The organism is Sphingomonas sp. 4RDLI-65 (assembly GCF_049472435.1).
Taxonomy (GTDB): domain Bacteria; phylum Pseudomonadota; class Alphaproteobacteria; order Sphingomonadales; family Sphingomonadaceae; genus Sphingomonas.
Genome location: NZ_JBCEBT010000002.1, coordinates 16877 through 32205 on the forward strand (window position 1 = coordinate 16877; position 15329 = coordinate 32205).

At 67.2% G+C, this 15329-nt stretch carries 15 protein-coding genes; 5 read left to right on the forward strand and 10 right to left on the reverse strand.

Features of this window, described 5'->3' with window-relative positions; all coding sequences use genetic code 11:
* The first annotated feature begins 100 nt into the window (after positions 1-100).
* From VH567_RS04945 to VH567_RS04955, 3 genes are read left to right on the forward strand one after another with little or no spacing between them, the layout of a single operon-like run.
* Positions 101-1249 (forward strand): acyltransferase family protein, encoded by a 1149-nt coding sequence (locus tag VH567_RS04945; protein ID WP_423323766.1) that lies wholly within the window; start codon positions 101-103, stop codon positions 1247-1249.
* Positions 1246-2166: an isoaspartyl peptidase/L-asparaginase family protein gene (locus VH567_RS04950; RefSeq protein WP_423323768.1), complete on the forward strand. Its 921-nt coding sequence runs from the start codon at positions 1246-1248 to the stop codon at positions 2164-2166. Before VH567_RS04945 ends, VH567_RS04950 begins: the two co-directional genes overlap by 4 nt.
* Positions 2163-3014 carry a S1/P1 nuclease gene (locus VH567_RS04955; protein ID WP_423323770.1) on the forward strand — a complete coding sequence of 284 codons (852 nt, stop codon included), beginning with the start codon at positions 2163-2165 and terminating at the stop codon, positions 3012-3014. Before VH567_RS04950 ends, VH567_RS04955 begins: the two co-directional genes overlap by 4 nt.
* 159 nt (positions 3015-3173) lie before the next feature.
* Here the strand turns inward: VH567_RS04955 and pal are convergent, their stop codons facing one another.
* From pal to VH567_RS05000, 9 genes are all read right to left on the reverse strand, one after another.
* Positions 3174-3701, reverse strand: coding sequence for a peptidoglycan-associated lipoprotein Pal (gene pal, locus VH567_RS04960; RefSeq protein WP_333928802.1), 528 nt, complete (start codon positions 3699-3701; stop codon positions 3174-3176).
* 52 nt (positions 3702-3753) lie between these two features.
* A complete protein-coding gene (gene tolB / locus VH567_RS04965) occupies positions 3754-5121 on the reverse strand; it encodes a Tol-Pal system beta propeller repeat protein TolB (RefSeq protein ID WP_423323773.1) in 1368 nt (455 codons plus the stop codon).
* Positions 5122-5342: 221 nt separating this feature from the next.
* Complete coding sequence (locus VH567_RS04970) at positions 5343-6377, reverse strand: cell envelope biogenesis protein TolA (protein ID WP_423323775.1); 1035 nt, start codon at positions 6375-6377, stop codon at positions 5343-5345.
* Positions 6378-6390: 13 nt separating this feature from the next.
* Entirely contained in the window at positions 6391-6828 is a 438-nt protein-coding gene (gene tolR, locus VH567_RS04975) for a protein TolR (protein ID WP_055882060.1), read from the reverse strand.
* Positions 6829-6951: 123 nt separating this feature from the next.
* Positions 6952-7644: a protein TolQ gene (tolQ, locus tag VH567_RS04980; protein WP_056053223.1), complete on the reverse strand. Its 693-nt coding sequence runs from the start codon at positions 7642-7644 to the stop codon at positions 6952-6954.
* Positions 7641-8099: a YbgC/FadM family acyl-CoA thioesterase gene (locus tag VH567_RS04985; RefSeq protein WP_423323778.1), complete on the reverse strand. Its 459-nt coding sequence runs from the start codon at positions 8097-8099 to the stop codon at positions 7641-7643. The genes tolQ and VH567_RS04985 overlap by 4 nt, the downstream gene beginning before the upstream one ends.
* Before the next feature lie 115 nt (positions 8100-8214).
* On the reverse strand, positions 8215-8973 hold the full coding sequence (locus VH567_RS04990; protein WP_423323780.1) for a hypothetical protein: 759 nt from the start codon (positions 8971-8973) through the stop codon (positions 8215-8217).
* Between the two features lie 415 nt (positions 8974-9388).
* Positions 9389-10375: an NAD(P)H-dependent flavin oxidoreductase gene (locus tag VH567_RS04995; protein WP_060526296.1), complete on the reverse strand. Its 987-nt coding sequence runs from the start codon at positions 10373-10375 to the stop codon at positions 9389-9391.
* Between the two features lie 136 nt (positions 10376-10511).
* Positions 10512-11765: an aspartate kinase gene (locus tag VH567_RS05000; RefSeq protein ID WP_423323782.1), complete on the reverse strand. Its 1254-nt coding sequence runs from the start codon at positions 11763-11765 to the stop codon at positions 10512-10514.
* Positions 11766-11817: 52 nt separating this feature from the next.
* Between VH567_RS05000 and ubiG the strand changes: the two genes are divergently transcribed.
* Both ubiG and VH567_RS05010 read left to right on the forward strand, forming a co-directional pair.
* The gene (gene ubiG, locus VH567_RS05005) at positions 11818-12558 is read left to right on the forward strand and encodes a bifunctional 2-polyprenyl-6-hydroxyphenol methylase/3-demethylubiquinol 3-O-methyltransferase UbiG (RefSeq protein WP_423323784.1); all 741 of its coding nucleotides are present in this window, start codon (positions 11818-11820) and stop codon (positions 12556-12558) included.
* A gap of 218 nt (positions 12559-12776) precedes the next feature.
* Positions 12777-14201 carry a DUF2029 domain-containing protein gene (locus tag VH567_RS05010; protein ID WP_423323786.1) on the forward strand — a complete coding sequence of 475 codons (1425 nt, stop codon included), beginning with the start codon at positions 12777-12779 and terminating at the stop codon, positions 14199-14201.
* On the opposite strand, the gene VH567_RS05015 is transcribed toward VH567_RS05010, so the two are convergent.
* The gene (locus tag VH567_RS05015) at positions 14143-15327 is read right to left on the reverse strand and encodes a glycosyltransferase (RefSeq protein WP_423323788.1); all 1185 of its coding nucleotides are present in this window, start codon (positions 15325-15327) and stop codon (positions 14143-14145) included. The genes VH567_RS05010 and VH567_RS05015 overlap by 59 nt on opposite strands.
* Positions 15328-15329: the final 2 nt, after the last annotated feature.

A 15329-nucleotide genomic window follows, 5' to 3' on the forward strand; every position in this document is an offset into this window, starting at 1 on the left:
CCCCTGGCGGGGGAGGATCACAGAAATACCGACCGGCCCCAAACACCACTCCGCCCGTCCAGCGCTTGCGGCCCCGCCCCCCGCCCCGTAGGGCCGCGCGATGAACCGGCATTTCGGCATGGACTGGCTGCGGATCGGTGCGTTCGCGTTGCTGATCCTCTACCATATCGGCATGGTCTTCGTGCCGTGGAACTTCCACGTAAAGTCGCTCCATGTCGAGGACTGGGTGCGCCTGCCGATGCTCGCCAGCAACGCGTGGCGCCTGACGCTGCTGTTCGTCGTCTCGGGCTATGCCAGCCGCGCGCTGCTCGCCCGATCGAACAGCACCGCCGGGTTCTTCGCCAATCGCTGCAACCGGTTGCTCGTGCCTTTGCTGTTCGGCATCGCGGTGATCGTACCGCCGCAACCCTGGGTCGAGCTGATCACCAAGCATGGCTATGCGGGCAGCTACTGGACCTTCTGGACACACGATTATTTCCGCTTCGGCAAGCTCGCCGGGCTGTCGCTGCCGACCTGGAACCACCTCTGGTTCGTCGTCTATCTCTGGGTCTACACGACCCTCCTGACGCTCGGGCTGATCGTCGTCCGCGGCGACTGGCTGCAACGCGGGTTCGACCGGGTTTTCGGCGCCACCTTTCTCGACGGTATCGCTGTCGTCCTGCTCCCGATCGCATGGCTCGTGTTCGTCCATGCCTGGTGGCTGCGCATGGTCGGCGAGACGCAGGCGCTGTGGGGCGACTGGATCGCACACGTCACCTATTTCCCCGCCTTCCTGTTCGGCTTCGGCCTCGCGCGGTCCGAGCCGGCGATGGCAGCGATCGCGCGCTGGTGGAAAGTCGGCGCGATCGCGGCGCTGCTCGGCTATCTCTGCATTATCGGCGTCGAGCTCCGCTGGCCGGCGGACGTGGTGACGCCGCGCTGGGTCTACACACCCTACGGCATCGCGCACGCGGTCGAGCAGTGGGGGGCGATCGTCGCGCTGATCGGGATCGCCGAACGCTATTGGAACCGCGACCATCGCTGGCGCCGCGTGCTGACCGAGGCGGTATTCCCGTTCTACCTGATCCACCAGACGATCATCGTCCTCGTCATGTACGCGCTGCTCCCCGCCGGCCTGCCGGGCTGGGCGGAGTTCACGTGCCTGCTCGCCGCGACGACGATCGGCTGCATCGCCTTCTACGTGATCGGCCGCAGCATCGCCCCGCTCCGCCCGCTGATCGGCCTCCGACCTATGAAAGACAAGACATGACCTGGACCCTCGTCATCCACGGCGGCGCCGGCAAACTCGACAGCGAGATGGTTTCGCCCGAACAGGATGCAGGCGCGAGAGCAGGGTTGTCTCGTGCGCTCAATGTTGGGTCGAAGGTGCTGGCGGACGGCGGCAGCGCGCTGGATGCGGTCGAGGCCGCCGTGCGCGTGCTGGAGGACGACCCGCACTTCAACTCGGGGCGCGGCGCGGTGTTCACGCATGACGGCACGCTGGAACTCGACGCCGCGATCATGGACGGCCGCACCCGCGCAGCCGGCGCCGTCGCCGCAGCCACCGCTACGCGCAATCCGGTGGGCCTCGCCCGCGCGATCCTCGACGACGGCCGCCACGTCTTTCTTGCCGGAGCCGGTGCCGATGCGTTCTCGCGCGATCGTAGATTGCCGAAGGCGGATGCGGACTGGTTCGGGACCGACGAACGCCGACGACAGTTCGCGGAGTTCCAGGCGGACGGCGGCGGGTTCGACGTCGACATGAAATACGGCACGGTCGGCGCGGTCGCCTGCGACACGCACGGCCATGTCGCCGCCGCCACCTCGACCGGCGGGGTCACGGGCAAGCGCTGGGGCCGGATCGGCGATACGCCCGTGATCGGCGCAGGCACTTTCGCCGACGACCGCGCGTGTGCGGTATCGTGCACCGGCTCGGGCGAGTTCTTCCTCCGCGTCGGCGTTGGGCATGAGATTGCCGCGCGTGTCCGCCTCTCAGGTGAATCGCTGCAAGTCGCCGCCGACGCGGTGCTTGCCGAAGTGAAGGCGCTCGGCGGCACCGGCGGGGTGATCGTCGCGGGGCCGGATGGCGACATGGCTTGGGGGTTCAACACCGTCGGCATGTATCGCGGGACGGCCTCGTCCGAGGGTAGCCGGACGGTCGCGATCTACGCTAACGAGCCGGTATGAAGCGCTATCTCCTCGCCGCCGCGGCTCTGCTCGGCCTCGCCTCCCCTGCCACCGCGTTCTGGGAGTACGGCCACCAGACCGTCGCGCAGATCGCCTATGCCAACGTCACACCCAAGACCAAGGTCGCGATCCGGCGACTGCTCGCGCAACAGGCGCTGCTCGACACGCCTGAGTGCCCCGCTGGCACAATCGAAGAGGCGAGCGTTTGGGCAGACTGCATCAAGCCGCTGAAGAATGCCGCCGGCAAGTCGCGCTTCGGATTCGCATACACCTGGCATTTCCAGGATGCCGACGTCTGCGCGCCGTTCGACCTGACACCTTCGTGCAAGGACGGCAATTGCGTGTCGGTCCAGATCGACCGCGACGTGAAACTCCTGCGCGATCGTTCCACGTCGCCCAAGGACCGAGTCCAGGCGCTGGCGTTCCTGATCCACTTCGTCGGCGATCTGCACCAGCCCCTTCACGCGGGCGATCGCAACGACAAGGGCGGCAACGACGTGAAGGCGGATTACGGCATCTACGGCCCCGCGCGGTTCAATCTGCATTCGATCTGGGATGGCCCGCTCGCCGAGCGTGCGATCTCGACGCCGCCGTCGCTGGTGCGGCGCTATCCGGCGGCCGAGCGGGCGAAGATCGGCGCGGGAACGGTCGTCGACTGGAGCCGCGAATCTTGGGCAGCCTCGCATGAGGCGTATGCGGCAGCGCTAGGCGGGGACGCGTGCGGTACGGTCCCGGCGCGGGTGAAGATGGACGACGCGACGATCGCGAAGATGGTGCCGGTGTCACGCGAGGAAATCCGCCGCGGCGGTATTCGCCTGGCAAAACTGCTCGACAAGGCGCTGGGGTAAAACCCCTCTCCCCTCCGGGGAGAGGGAGGGGCCCGCACGCGCTTGCGTGTGGGAGGGTGAGGGGCGTGAGGCTCAGGACGCGAATCCCAACGGCCCCTCACCCTTCCGTCGCAAGAGCTCCTCCTTCCCTCTCCCCGCAGGGGAGAGGGACAAGTAAGATTAGTTCAGCACCACCGTGACCGCACGACGGTTCGCCGCCCAGCTCTGGTCGTCCGAGCCCATCGCCACCGGGCGCTCCTTGCCGTAGCTGATCGTCGTCATCCGCGACGACGACACGCCCTTCGCGGCCAGATAGTTCTTGGTCGCGTTGGCACGGCGATCGCCGAGCGCGAGGTTATACTCGCGCGTGCCGCGCTCGTCGGCATGGCCTTCGATCGTGATGCGCTGGTTCGGGAACTTCGCCAGCCACTGCGCCTGGCTGTCGAGGATCGCGCGTGCGGTCGGATCGATGTCGTACATGTCGAGACCGAAATTCACCGTGTTCGAGCTGACCGAGCGCTGGAAGTCGGCATCCGACCCCGGCACGATCGCGCCGCCGACATTGCCGTTGTTCATCCCCGCATTGGGATCGACCGGCGCGTTGTTGTCGACCGGCGCGGGCGGCAGCACGGCGGGACGCTTCTTCGCGCAACCCGAAACGGCGATCAGCGCGGTACACGCCAGCAAGATGTTGGAAAGCTTCGACATAGATAGTCTCCCGTAGAAAATCACGTTTCCCCGTTATGCCCCCATAGCAGGTTCAGGGCCGCAAGGGGCCCCATGCCGGATCCGAGCCGTCGAGCGGCGTCGGGATCTTCCGCTCGTTCACGCCGGTCAGGTCGACCGACCAGAGGTCCGCCTTGCCGCCGCTGCCGCGTCCCGAGCGATAGAAATTGATCACGCGACCATTAGGCGACCAGCTCGGCCCCTCGTCCTGCCAGTCGTTGGTCAGCAGTTTCTCGCCGCCGCCGCTCGGGCTCATGATGCCGATCCGGAAGCCGCCGCCGAGCTTGGTGAACGCGATCAGGTCGCCGCGCGGGCTCCACACCGGCGTCGCATACCGCCCGCCGCCGAAGCTGATCCGCTGCTGATTCGAGCCGTCCGCGTTCATCACGTAGATTTGCTGGCCGCCCGAGCGATCGCTCTCGAACACGATCTTCGAGCCATCCGGCGAATAGCTGCCGCCGGTATCGATCCCCGGCGAATTGGTCAGACGCTGCGGCGTGCCACCCTGCGACGACACGCGGTACACGTCGGTATTCCCGCCCTGCGCCATGGAGAACAGGATGTTGCGCCCATCGGGCGAGAAGCGCGGCGCAAACGTCAGGTTCGCGTTCGCCACCACCAGCCGCTGCTTGCCCGAGCCGATGTCGTAGACATAGATCGCCGGGCGATTGTTGAGATAGCTCATGTACACGATCGACTGCTGGTTCGGCGCGAACCGCGGCGTCAGCACGATCGACTGGCCGTTGGTCAGGAAGCGGTGATTGGCGCCGTCCTGGTCCATGATCGCGAGCCGCTTGATCCGGCGCCCCTTGGGGCCGGTCTCGGACACATAGACGACGCGGCTGTCGAAATACGCGCCTTCGCCGGTGAGGCGGGTGTAGACCATATCCGCGCACTTATGCCCCGCGCGACGCCAGTCCGACGGCGGCACGACGAAGCCGGTCCGCGTCAGCTCGGCCTTCGACGACACGTCGTAGAGGTAGCAGCCGACGGTCAGATTGCCGTCGCCATTGGCGCGAATGAACCCCTGCACCAGCGCCTGTGCGCCGGTGCTGCCCCAATAGTCGAACCCGGGCGCGGTGACTTCGGGAAAGCTGACCGGGCGAAGCTGGCCGGGGGATAGCGGCGTGAACAGGCCGGAATTGCGCAGGTCGTTGGTGACGATATCGGCGAGCTGGCGGCCGAGCACGTCGGTCGAGCCTGCCGGCGTCGACACCACTGCGGCGGTCGGCATCACCGGAATCGCGATCGGCATCGGCGCGGAGATACCGCCGGTGACGTCGACCACGAGCCCGCCCGACTGATCGCCTGTGGGGGCCGGCGCTGCTGGGTCGGCCGGGGCTTGCTGAGGTGCCGGCGCCGGAGCGTCCTGCGCATAGGCGGCACCGGAGACGAATGCCATCAACCCGACCGACGCGAGAATCGATCGAGCCCTACGCCCACCCAACACCACCCCGGCGCAGGCCGGGGCCCAATTGGGGGACGGCGCTGAAAGAGCGTTGCGCACCATTACATCGACCTTCCCAATTGGGCCCCGGCCTTCGCCGGGGTGGTGTTTCTCAACTGGTAAAAGCTGGCGCGAAGGGAAAAACCCCAGGATCGATCGAGTCATAACGGACATCCTCAGCCGGGAAGTTTGTAGCGCAGGCTGAAATTGCTCCAGCCGTTCTGCACGTCATACAGGTCGTCGGGCAAACCGCGTAGCGGCGAACAGCCGACAAAGGTCGCGATCGCCAGATCGTCGACGCGGTCGACATAGCGTCGGTTGTCGTCGTCGACGCCGGCATGACCGCTGATCGTCGGCCGCGACTTCAGCGTGCCGTCGCGGTTGAGCTTCAGGTTGATCGTCACGCGGATCCGCTCGGCGCCCGGCCCCGGCGTGACCTGGCGGTTCGCGCAGGGCTGCACCTGACGCAGGATCGCCGAGCCGATATTCGCCGCCGCCTGTGCGCCAAGCTTGGCCGCCTTGGGCGCTTCCGACTTGCTCGGCGATGGATCGGCCGACAGCCCCTTCAGGAAATTATCGCCGAGCCGCGAGCCGCGCGGACGCGAGGTCTTGGCCTCAGCGGTCGAGCCGCTGCCCTTGGTCGAGGACGGCTTGGCGGGCTTAGCCGCGCTGGACGACGACTTGGCAGCCGTATCCTTCGATTTCGTCGCGGTCTTCGCAGGTGCCGATTTCGCCGGCGCGGACTTGGTCGGTGGCGCCTTGGTCGGCTTGGGCTGCGGCTTCACCACAGGCTTCGCAACCGGAGCCGGCTTGGCGGCAGGCTTTGGTGGCGCAGGTTTGGGTTTAGGCTGCGGCTTGGGCGCGGGTTCGGGCGCCGGTTGTGGCTTGGGCGTAGGTTTCGGTGGCGCAGGCTTAGGCTGCGGCGCAGGCGGCACGGGATCGGGCTTAGGCTCGGGCTCGGCCTCTTGCGGAGCAGGCGGCGCGGCATCCTCGGGCGCGCCTTCGTCCGGTGCGATCGACTGCGCGGGCGCCTCGGTCGATTGCGGCGCGGTCGCCTCCAGCGCGACGTCGGGCACCAGGCTCACGTCGATCGGCTGCTGCTGGATCTTCGGCGGTTCGGGCGCGCTGAGAAAGCCGAGCGACAACAGGCCGAACAGCACGACATGCCCGACGACGGCAACGCCTAAGCCGATCTTCTCCGAGCGATCCATCAGCCGAGTACCATTAGTTCTGATTGCCCTCGACGGTCACCAGCGCGACGCGGTTCAGCCCGGCGCGGTTGAGTTCGCCCATCACGCGCATCACGCGGCCGTAATCGAGCTTCCGATCCGCGCGCAGCAGCACCTGCGGCTCATCGCCGACCGCGCGGCTGGCGGCGATCGACGCGAGCCGGATCGGCAGCGCATCGTCGGTCACCTGATCCTTGTCGATGAACAGCGCGCCGGTCTCGTCCATCGAGATCTCGACGGGCTTCTGCTCCTGGTCGAGCGCTTTCGCGCGTGCGTCGGGCAGGTTCACCGGCACGCCCGCGGTCATCAGCGGCGCGGTCACCATGAAGATGATCAGCAACACCAGCATCACGTCGACCAGCGGCGTGACATTGATATCCGCCATCGGCGCGCGCCGCCCACGCCCACGCGAAGAAGGAAGGTTCATCGCCATCTTACTCCCCTCCCGCTCGCGGGAGGGGTCGGGGGAGGGCAGTGCCACGATAACCGTACGAGGAAGAGATAGAAGCCCCTCCCCTAACCCCTCCCGCAAGCGGAAGGGGAATAAGAAGGCCGCTCATCGCGAGCCGTCCAGTTGGCGCGACAGGGTCGTGTGGAAGCCGTCCGCAAACCGGTTGAGGCTCGCCTCGATCCGGTTGATCCCATGCGAAAACCGGTTGTACGCGATCACCGCGGGGATTGCCGCGAACAGCCCGATCGCGGTCGCGAACAAAGCCTCCGCAATGCCCGGCGCCACCACCGCCAGCGACGTGTTCTGCGCGGCGGCAATGCTCGTGAAGCTCCGCATGATGCCCCACACCGTGCCGAACAGCCCGACGAACGGCGCGACCGAGCCGACCGTCGCCAGCACGTTCAGCCGATCCGACAGCTTGTCGATCTCGCCCGCCACCGCTGCGCCCATCGTGGTCGCCAGCCGCTCGCGCGTGCCGCTCTTGTCGATCGTGCCACCCGCGGTGGAGCGCCGCCACTCGGTCACGCCGGCGGCGAACACGCGCGCCGACGGCAGGTCGTTCTCGCCCTCCGCCTTGTAGAAGACGTCGATATCCTCGGCCTTCCAGAAATCGCGCTCGAACCGGGTCATGCCCTTGCGCGTCTTGCCGATCCGCCGCCAGAACGCCACGATCAGCGCCCAGGTCCAGATGCTGGCGAGCAACAGCCCGATCATCACGCCCTTCACCACCCAGTCGGCCTGGAGGAACAAGTGGATCGGCGACAGCGTCGCGCTATCCATAGTCAACACCGGATTCATGCTTCCCCCTGCCAGACTAGGCGTTCGTAGATATCGATCCATGCGCGCGGCTGGCGGCGTGGGCGACCATTGGGAGCGACCAACGCCGCCACAATGTCCGCCTCGGCCAAGACAAGCCCGTCGCGCATGACCCTTTGATGAATGGCGACCCCGGCCGCGCGCACTTGCACGATCCGCGAGACGACCAGCAGCGCGTCGTCGAGCCTGGCGGGCGCGGCATAACGGATGGTGACGCTGGCGATAGCGTAGGAGCCCTCGCCCGCCTCGAACGCCGCGCGCTGGTCGATCCCGCCGACCCGCAGCATGTCCGACCGGGCGCGCTCCATGTAGCGCAGGTAATTGGCGTGATAGACCGCGCCCGACAGGTCGGTGTCCTCGAAATACACGCGCACCGGAAACCGGTGCTCGCGCCCGTCGAAGCGGCCCGCGGCCGGCTGGTCGGAAACCTCTGCCATTCCCGCGGCTGTTAACCCAGTCTTCGCAGGGAAGCCAAGCTTTGCTGAAAGAACGCGCCGGGCAGACGTGGCAGACCTGACGATCCTCCCTTGGCGGGGGAGAATCGCAACGCGCCTACTGGAAGACGCTGGCGTCGAGCTTCAGGCGAGGCTGCGCGGGCGGCACCGGCTGCGAGATCGGCTGGAGCCGCGCCTGCGTGATCGTCTGCGCCGGCATGTTCGACGCATATTGGCGCGACGCGGCCAGTTGCGGCTGGACCGGCAGCACGGTGCGACCGCGCCACGCGTCGACCGCACGGTAGAAATCGGTGAAGGGCCGCTCGAGCACGGGCAAATTCTGCGCCGCGAATGCCGGCAATGCCTCGGCCGTCAGACCTGTGCTTTGCGCGAGTACCGTGCCCGCCGCCGCGCAAAATCCGTCGCGCGCGGGCGACTGCGAGAAGAAGTTGTACAGCCGCGTCATCGAATCGTCGTAGCGATCCTGCCAGTCGCCGCCGCCCGACTTGTATTCGCTGGCATAGGTCGCCTCGGCCTTGGCGAGCACCGGCTTCTGCGCCGAGAGCAGCGCGTTATAGCCTGCGACGATCGTCAACTCCTGCGGTCCACGGCAAGCAAGCGCTGCGACGTTGAGCGCGGCACGGAGATGCCAGACCTTGGCGGACGTGGTCAGGTTGCGATTCGGCGTAGGATAGGTGCCGTCGGCCAGCGCGACCGGGATGACGATGGTCGGCGACGCGCCCTTCGGCATCGTCGGCGCGGGCACCGGCACCATGATGACGGGCGGCGCGACCTGCGCGACGGTCCGCGGCTTCGACGTGCAGCCGGCCAACAGGCCCAGCGCGGTAACGGACAGCAAAGCAAACCGACGACTCATCGCAACACCTCGTAACGTCCCCCGACGGGACACTCTATGGCGGGGATTAGGTTAACGAGACGTAAGCCGTACGCGCTTTGCGGTGAGTGGAGAGAGGGCGGGGTTGGGGGTGGTGGCGCTCGACTAGTCCACCCCGGCGGAGGCCGGGGCCCAATTGGAAAGGTAGCAGTAACGGAACGCCACGTGGATCAGCAACGTCCCCCAATTGGGCCCCGGCCTTCGCCGGGGTGGTGCTGGATGAAGGTTTAGGAGCGAGGCATCACCGAGCGTAATACACGCGTGCTCTGCAATCCTCCCCTGCAAGGGGAGGTGGCTGGCGCTTGCCAGACGGAGGGGTGACACCCTCTCGACAGCAGGCAACCCCTCCGTCAGCCCAAGCGGGCTGCCACCTCCCCCACCGGGGGAGGGCAAGAAATCAAACCGCGCGCGCTTCCAGCGCTGCCGCAGCCTGCGCCATCAGGCCGCCGATGATGTCCGCCACCGGCTCCTCGCGCTTGACCATGCCGACCGACTGGCCCGCCATCACCGAGCCATGCTCGACATCACCATCGATCACCGCGCGGCGCAGCGCACCCGCCCAGTAATGCTCGATCTGCAACTGCGCCTCGGCCATTTCCACGCGGCCGCCGTCGAGATGCCCCGCAACCTCACGCTGCTTCGCGGTAAACAACTCGCTCGACGCATTCTTCAGCGCGCGCACCGGGATCACCGGAAGCCGCGCATCGATCTGCACGCTGGCGATCGCATCGCGCGCCGACGCGCGGATGAACGCCTTCTTGAAGTTGGCATGCGCGATCGATTCGGTCGCGCACACGAACAGCGTGCCGAGCTGGACGCCCGCCGCACCCATGTCCAGATACCCCGCGATCGCCTCGCCACGACCGATCCCGCCGGCGACGAACACAGGCACCTGCTCGGCGATCTCCGGCAGCATCTCCTGCGCGAGCACGCTGGTCGAGACCGGGCCGATATGCCCGCCGGCTTCCATGCCCTCGATCACCAGCGCATCGACGCCGCTGCGGATCAGCTTCTTCGCGAGCGCGAGCGCCGGCGAGAACGCGATCAGTTTCGCGCCGGTTTCCTTGATCGCCTCGATGCTACCCTTGGGCGGCAGGCCACCCGCGAGCACGACATGCCCCACCTTGTGCTTGGCGCAGACCGCGATCAGTTCGAACAGGTCGGGGTGCATCGTGATCAGGTTCACGCCGAACGGCTTGTCCGTCATCGCCTTGGTCGCGGCGATCTCGGTATCGAGCAGCGCAGGCGTCATCGCCCCGCACGCGATCACCCCGAACCCGCCCGCGTTCGAGATCGCCGAGACGAGGTGACGCTCGCTCACCCAGGACATCGCGCCGCCGAGAATCGCGACCTCCGACCCGAGGAACGCGGCGCCGCGCGCCATCCGGCGTTGCAGCCTCTGCTCCCCTCCCGTCTTGCGGGAGGGGTCGGGGGAGGGGTGTGCCTGAGGCGCGGACATATCGGTCATCACGATCGCCTAGCCCTCCCCCGACCCCTCCCGCAAGCGGGAGGGAAGAGTTTTACGCCGCATCCTCGGCATCGAGCCCGTACGCCGTGTGCAGCACGCGCACCGCCAGCTCGGTATAATCCTCTTCGATCAGCACGCTGACCTTGATTTCCGACGTCGCGATCGCCTGGATGTTGATGCCGCGCTCGCCGAGCGTCGTGAACATCGTCGCCGCCACGCCCGCATGACTGCGCATGCCGACACCAACGACGGACACCTTGGCCACACGCGTATCATGCACGATCGTCGCAAACCCGATCGCGTCCTTCGCCTTGTCGAGCACGTCGAGCGAGCGCGCCAGATCCGCCGCCGGCACCGTGAACGTCACGTCCGTAGAGCCGGTCGAATGCGCGACGTTCTGTACGATCATGTCGACGTTGATCCCCGCATCCGCGAGTGGCGCGAAGATCGCCGCGACCGAGCCGGGCCGATCGCTGACCTGCGTCAGGGTGATCTTCGCCTCGTTCTTGTCGTGCGCGATGCCGGTGATGAGCTGGCGTTCCATATCGTCGATTTCCTCTTCGCCCACGATCAACGTGCCACGATGTCCGTCATTGGTGTCGCCGTCCTCGAACGAAGACAGCACGCGTACCCGCACATTCTCTTTCATCGCCAGGCCGACAGACCGTGTCTGCAACACCTTGGCACCGACGCTGGCGAGTTCCAGCATCTCTTCGTACGTGACCTTGCTCAGTTTCCGCGCACGGGGCACGATCCTGGGATCGGTCGTATAAACGCCGTCGACGTCGGTATAGATGTCGCAGCGGTCGGCCTTCATCGCCGCCGCCATCGCCACTGCCGACGTATCCGAGCCACCGCGGCCCAAGGTGGTCACGCGCTGGCCGTCCGCGACGCCCTGGAAACCGGGGATCACGGCGACGACGCCGTCCGCGAGACTCGCATCGAGTGCGACCGTGTCGATCTCGCCGATGCGGGCCGAACCGTGCGCGTCCGACGTGTTGATCGGCAGCTGCCAACCAAGCCACGACCTGGCCTTGCAGCCCGCCGCCTGGAGCGCGATCGCGAGCAGTCCGCTCGTGATCTGCTCGCCGGCCGAGACGACGACGTCATATTCCTTTGCGTCGTACAGCGACGACGCCTCGCGGCAAAAGCCGACCAGCCGGTCGGTCTCGCCCGCCATCGCGGAGACGACGACGGCGACCTGGTTTCCGGCGTCGACTTCGCGCTTCACGCGCGCGGCGACGTTGCGGATCCGCTCGATCCCAGCCATCGACGTCCCGCCGAATTTCATCACGATACGGGCCATTGGCAGCGCAAATCCCTTTGGGTCGAAGCGGCGGCCCTGATAGGTAGCGCGCATGATACTGGCAAGTGACACCGTAAACGGCGCAACAATCGATCCGCGCGAGGCCGCGCATTTCGGCACCATGGCAAAGGACTGGTGGGACCCGAAGGGCTCGTCGGCCCCGCTCCACAAGCTCAACCCGCCACGGCTGCGCTATATCCGCGAGCAGGTGGATGCGCATTGGGGGGGCGATGGTGCGACCTTCACGCCGCTGGCGGGGAAGACCGCGCTCGACGTTGGCTGCGGCGCAGGCCTTCTGTGCGAACCGCTCGCCCGGCTTGGTGCGGCGGTGACGGGGATCGATGCGGCGCCCGAGAATATCGCTGTTGCAGAGATACATGCGGCACAGAGCGGGCTGGCGATCGATTACCGGGCGGGGGGAGTCGAAGGGCTGGTCGGCCAGTTCGATCTCGTCACCAGCCTGGAGGTGATCGAGCATGTCAGCGACCCCGCCGGCTTCGTGCGGGGCTTGGCGCGGACGCTGGCGGAGGGCGGGTTGCTGATCCTGTCGACGCCCAACCGCACGCCGTTGTCGCGATTGGCGATGATCACCGTGGCGGAAGGTGCCGGCGTCATTCCCAAGGGCACGCACGACTGGAACAAGTTCCTCACCCCCGAGGAACTGACTGCGCTGCTGAAGGACGCAGGTCTCCGCGTGACGGATACGCGGGGGCTGAGCTTTTCGCCGGCGACGGGGTTCACGCTGAGCGATTCGACAAGCCTCGACTATTTCCTGACTGCGGTAAAAGCCTGACCCGTGGCCCCTTCCCCTCCACCTCGGCGAAGGCCGGGGCCCAATTGGGAAGGTCAAGGTAACGGAGCGCCACCCTCAATCATAACCGTTCCCCAATTGGGCCCCGGCCTCCGCCGGGGTGGTGCTGAGTAATGGAGCACACCGCTCCCCAACCATGTTCACCCGCGAAGGCGGGTGAACAGTCTGGGCACCCGCCTTCGCGGGTGAACACTCTTCTGATGCTCGTAGCGCTGGCGATCCTCTTCACCACCCTCGCCCTCCTCCGCCCAGTAGACCACGACGAATCCCAATACGTCGCCGCCGCCGCGCTAACCGCCCACGGCCTCCTCCCCTACCGGGACTTCGCCTACCTCCAGACCCCGCTCCAGCCCTACCTATTCGCCCCCATCGCAGCCCTAGCCGGCACCTGGACCTGGCCAGCCCTCCGCATCCTCAACGCCCTGCTCGGCGTCGCGACGATCGCCTGCGCTCACACCGCCGCCCGCACCCTCGGCGCCAAACCCAAGGCCGCCCTCACCTGCGCCGCACTGTTCGCAACCTGCGACATCTTCCTCTTCAGCATCGGCACGGCCCGCAACGACGCGCTCCCCGCCGCGCTGCTCGCCGCAGCCCTTCCGCTAATCGTCCGCCCCGCGACGACGCGCGCCACCGCAGCGTTAGCCGGCCTGCTCCTAGCCAGCGCTGCCGCCGCAAAAATCTCCTACGCGTTCCCCGCGTTGGCATACGGCCTCTACGCGCTGGTCGACCGCCGCCATCGCCCCGCCGCGGTCCTGCTCGGCACGCTCCCGGTTATCGCCTTCGTAGCCTGGACCTATGTCAGCAGCCCGGCCGGATTCGTGTTCGGCACCTTCACCTTCCCGGCGCGCGGCCCCGCCGAATATTACGCGCTCCGCCCGTGGAAGATGTCGCTCCCCGCCAAGGCGATCGACACGCTGAAGTTCCTCGCACTAGGCGCAGCCCTGCCCGCGCTAGCGCTGGTCGCGCGCGACGCATGGCGACGCCGCACGGTAGACCTGCTCGATTGGCTGATCCTCGCGGGCCTGATCGCCGCGCTCCTGCCGTTCCCGACCTGGCGGCAATATCTCCTCCCAGCCTTGCCAGCCCTGTTCGTCCGCCTGTCGCTGATCCCGCCCCCGAGCCGCGCGTGGCGGATCGCCGTCGCGATCTTCGCCACCGCCGGCCTCGCCCCCTCCGCCGCAGCCCTGGCGGATTCGGACGGCCTCTCGCTAAACCAGGCCCTCCGCGAAGGCCAAGCGGTCGGCCGCACGCTCGACCGACACGGGATCGAAGGCCCGATCGCAACGCTCTCCCCGCAAATCCTGCCCGCAGCGAATCGCCTGCCGGACCCCGCCTTCGCGACCGGCCCGTTCTATTTCCGCAGCACGCACCTGCTAGCCGCATCCCAGGAACACGCGCTCCACCTGATATCGCGAGCACGCGTAAACCTCGACGGATCGACGATCCTCACCGGCGGCGAAAGCCCCGCGACCAGCGGCGACGCCAGCCTCGACCGCGCCCTCGCCACCGCAGCGATCAAAGCCGGTTACGATCCGATCCCGATCCCCGGCACGCGCTTCACCGCGTTCAGGCCGCCAGCCCACACCCCTGCTTCGCCGCGACCAGCCCCGCATAATAGTCCATGAGCTCGACCGCATGCTCGCGGTCGCTGCGCACATGCCGCGCCGCCACCGCCGCCGCCCGCCTGAGCAACGCGGGATCGCGCGCGAACAACCGCCCGATCGCCGCCGCCGCACTCTCCGCATCGCGCGCCGCATAAAGCTCGCTCGCATGGCGGTCCGCGACTTCGGCGCACCCGCCCGTATCCGGCACGATCAGCGGCAGGCCCGACGCCATCGCCTCCGACGCGACCAGCCCGAACGGCTCGGCCTCCGACCCGTGGATCAGCGCATCGCAACTCGCCATGATCCGCGCGAGCCGCTCGCGGTCATACACCGGCGCGAACATCCGAATATGCGGCGACCCACCGATCCGCCGCTGGATCGCCTTGGTCTGTGCCCCCGCACCGATCAGGATCAGCCCGACCGGCAGAGTCGCCCCAGCGCACGCCACCGCATCGACTACCAAAGGCCAGCGCTTCTCGCCGTGATGCCGCCCGAGCCCGAGCAACAGCATGCCGTCCTCGGGCAATCCGCACTGCCGCAGCAACGCCGCCCTCAACCGCGTATCGCGCAGGTCAGGCGAGAAATGCCCGCGCTCGATCCCCAGCGGCATCGCCGCATCGATCCGGACGCCACGCACGCGCAACCGCTTCTCTAAGGCCGGGCCATTGGTGACGACGACGTCGTATTTTTCGAGGAAACGGTTCATGTACCGAGAATACCAGGCGAACCCACGCTCGATCCGGTCATGGCTCGCAACCCCCGCGAACCAGCGCTGCGCATAGGCCGCGATATTGTCGTTGTGCATGAAGAACGACTTCACCGCGCGTCCCTCCCAGTCGCCGACGAACCACGCCGGCCGCCACGGCGAGCAGCATTCGACCACGTCGGGATCGAGATCGTCGAGCACGCGGTGAATCGCACGCTCATCCCAGAACAACCCGTAGTTGCGATCGAACGGCATCCCCGGCGACTTGAGGTAAATGATCCGCCCGCCGCCCGGCCGCTCCTCGACGCGGTCCTCCCGTCCCGGCGCGACGACGATCAGTTCATGGCCCATGTCCGCCATGATGCCCATTTTCCGATCGACATAGGTCCGCACCCCGCCACCGGTCGGCGAGTAGAACTCGTTGACGTCGACGATTCTCATGG

Coding starts and splice junctions, on each gene's coding strand:
- VH567_RS04945 (WP_423323766.1), top strand. CDS start 101: ATGAACCGGCATTTCGGCATGGACTGGCTGCGGATCGGTGCGTTCGCG.
- VH567_RS04950 (WP_423323768.1), top strand. CDS start 1,246: ATGACCTGGACCCTCGTCATCCACGGCGGCGCCGGCAAACTCGACAGC.
- VH567_RS04955 (WP_423323770.1), top strand. CDS start 2,163: ATGAAGCGCTATCTCCTCGCCGCCGCGGCTCTGCTCGGCCTCGCCTCC.
- pal (WP_333928802.1), bottom strand. CDS start 3,701: ATGTCGAAGCTTTCCAACATCTTGCTGGCGTGTACCGCGCTGATCGCC.
- tolB (WP_423323773.1), bottom strand. CDS start 5,121: ATGGCATTCGTCTCCGGTGCCGCCTATGCGCAGGACGCTCCGGCGCCG.
- VH567_RS04970 (WP_423323775.1), bottom strand. CDS start 6,377: ATGGATCGCTCGGAGAAGATCGGCTTAGGCGTTGCCGTCGTCGGGCAT.
- tolR (WP_055882060.1), bottom strand. CDS start 6,828: ATGGCGATGAACCTTCCTTCTTCGCGTGGGCGTGGGCGGCGCGCGCCG.
- tolQ (WP_056053223.1), bottom strand. CDS start 7,644: ATGAATCCGGTGTTGACTATGGATAGCGCGACGCTGTCGCCGATCCAC.
- VH567_RS04985 (WP_423323778.1), bottom strand. CDS start 8,099: ATGGCAGAGGTTTCCGACCAGCCGGCCGCGGGCCGCTTCGACGGGCGC.
- VH567_RS04990 (WP_423323780.1), bottom strand. CDS start 8,973: ATGAGTCGTCGGTTTGCTTTGCTGTCCGTTACCGCGCTGGGCCTGTTG.
- VH567_RS04995 (WP_060526296.1), bottom strand. CDS start 10,375: ATGGCGCGCGGCGCCGCGTTCCTCGGGTCGGAGGTCGCGATTCTCGGC.
- VH567_RS05000 (WP_423323782.1), bottom strand. CDS start 11,765: ATGGCCCGTATCGTGATGAAATTCGGCGGGACGTCGATGGCTGGGATC.
- ubiG (WP_423323784.1), top strand. CDS start 11,818: ATGATACTGGCAAGTGACACCGTAAACGGCGCAACAATCGATCCGCGC.
- VH567_RS05010 (WP_423323786.1), top strand. CDS start 12,777: ATGCTCGTAGCGCTGGCGATCCTCTTCACCACCCTCGCCCTCCTCCGC.
- VH567_RS05015 (WP_423323788.1), bottom strand. CDS start 15,327: ATGAGAATCGTCGACGTCAACGAGTTCTACTCGCCGACCGGTGGCGGG.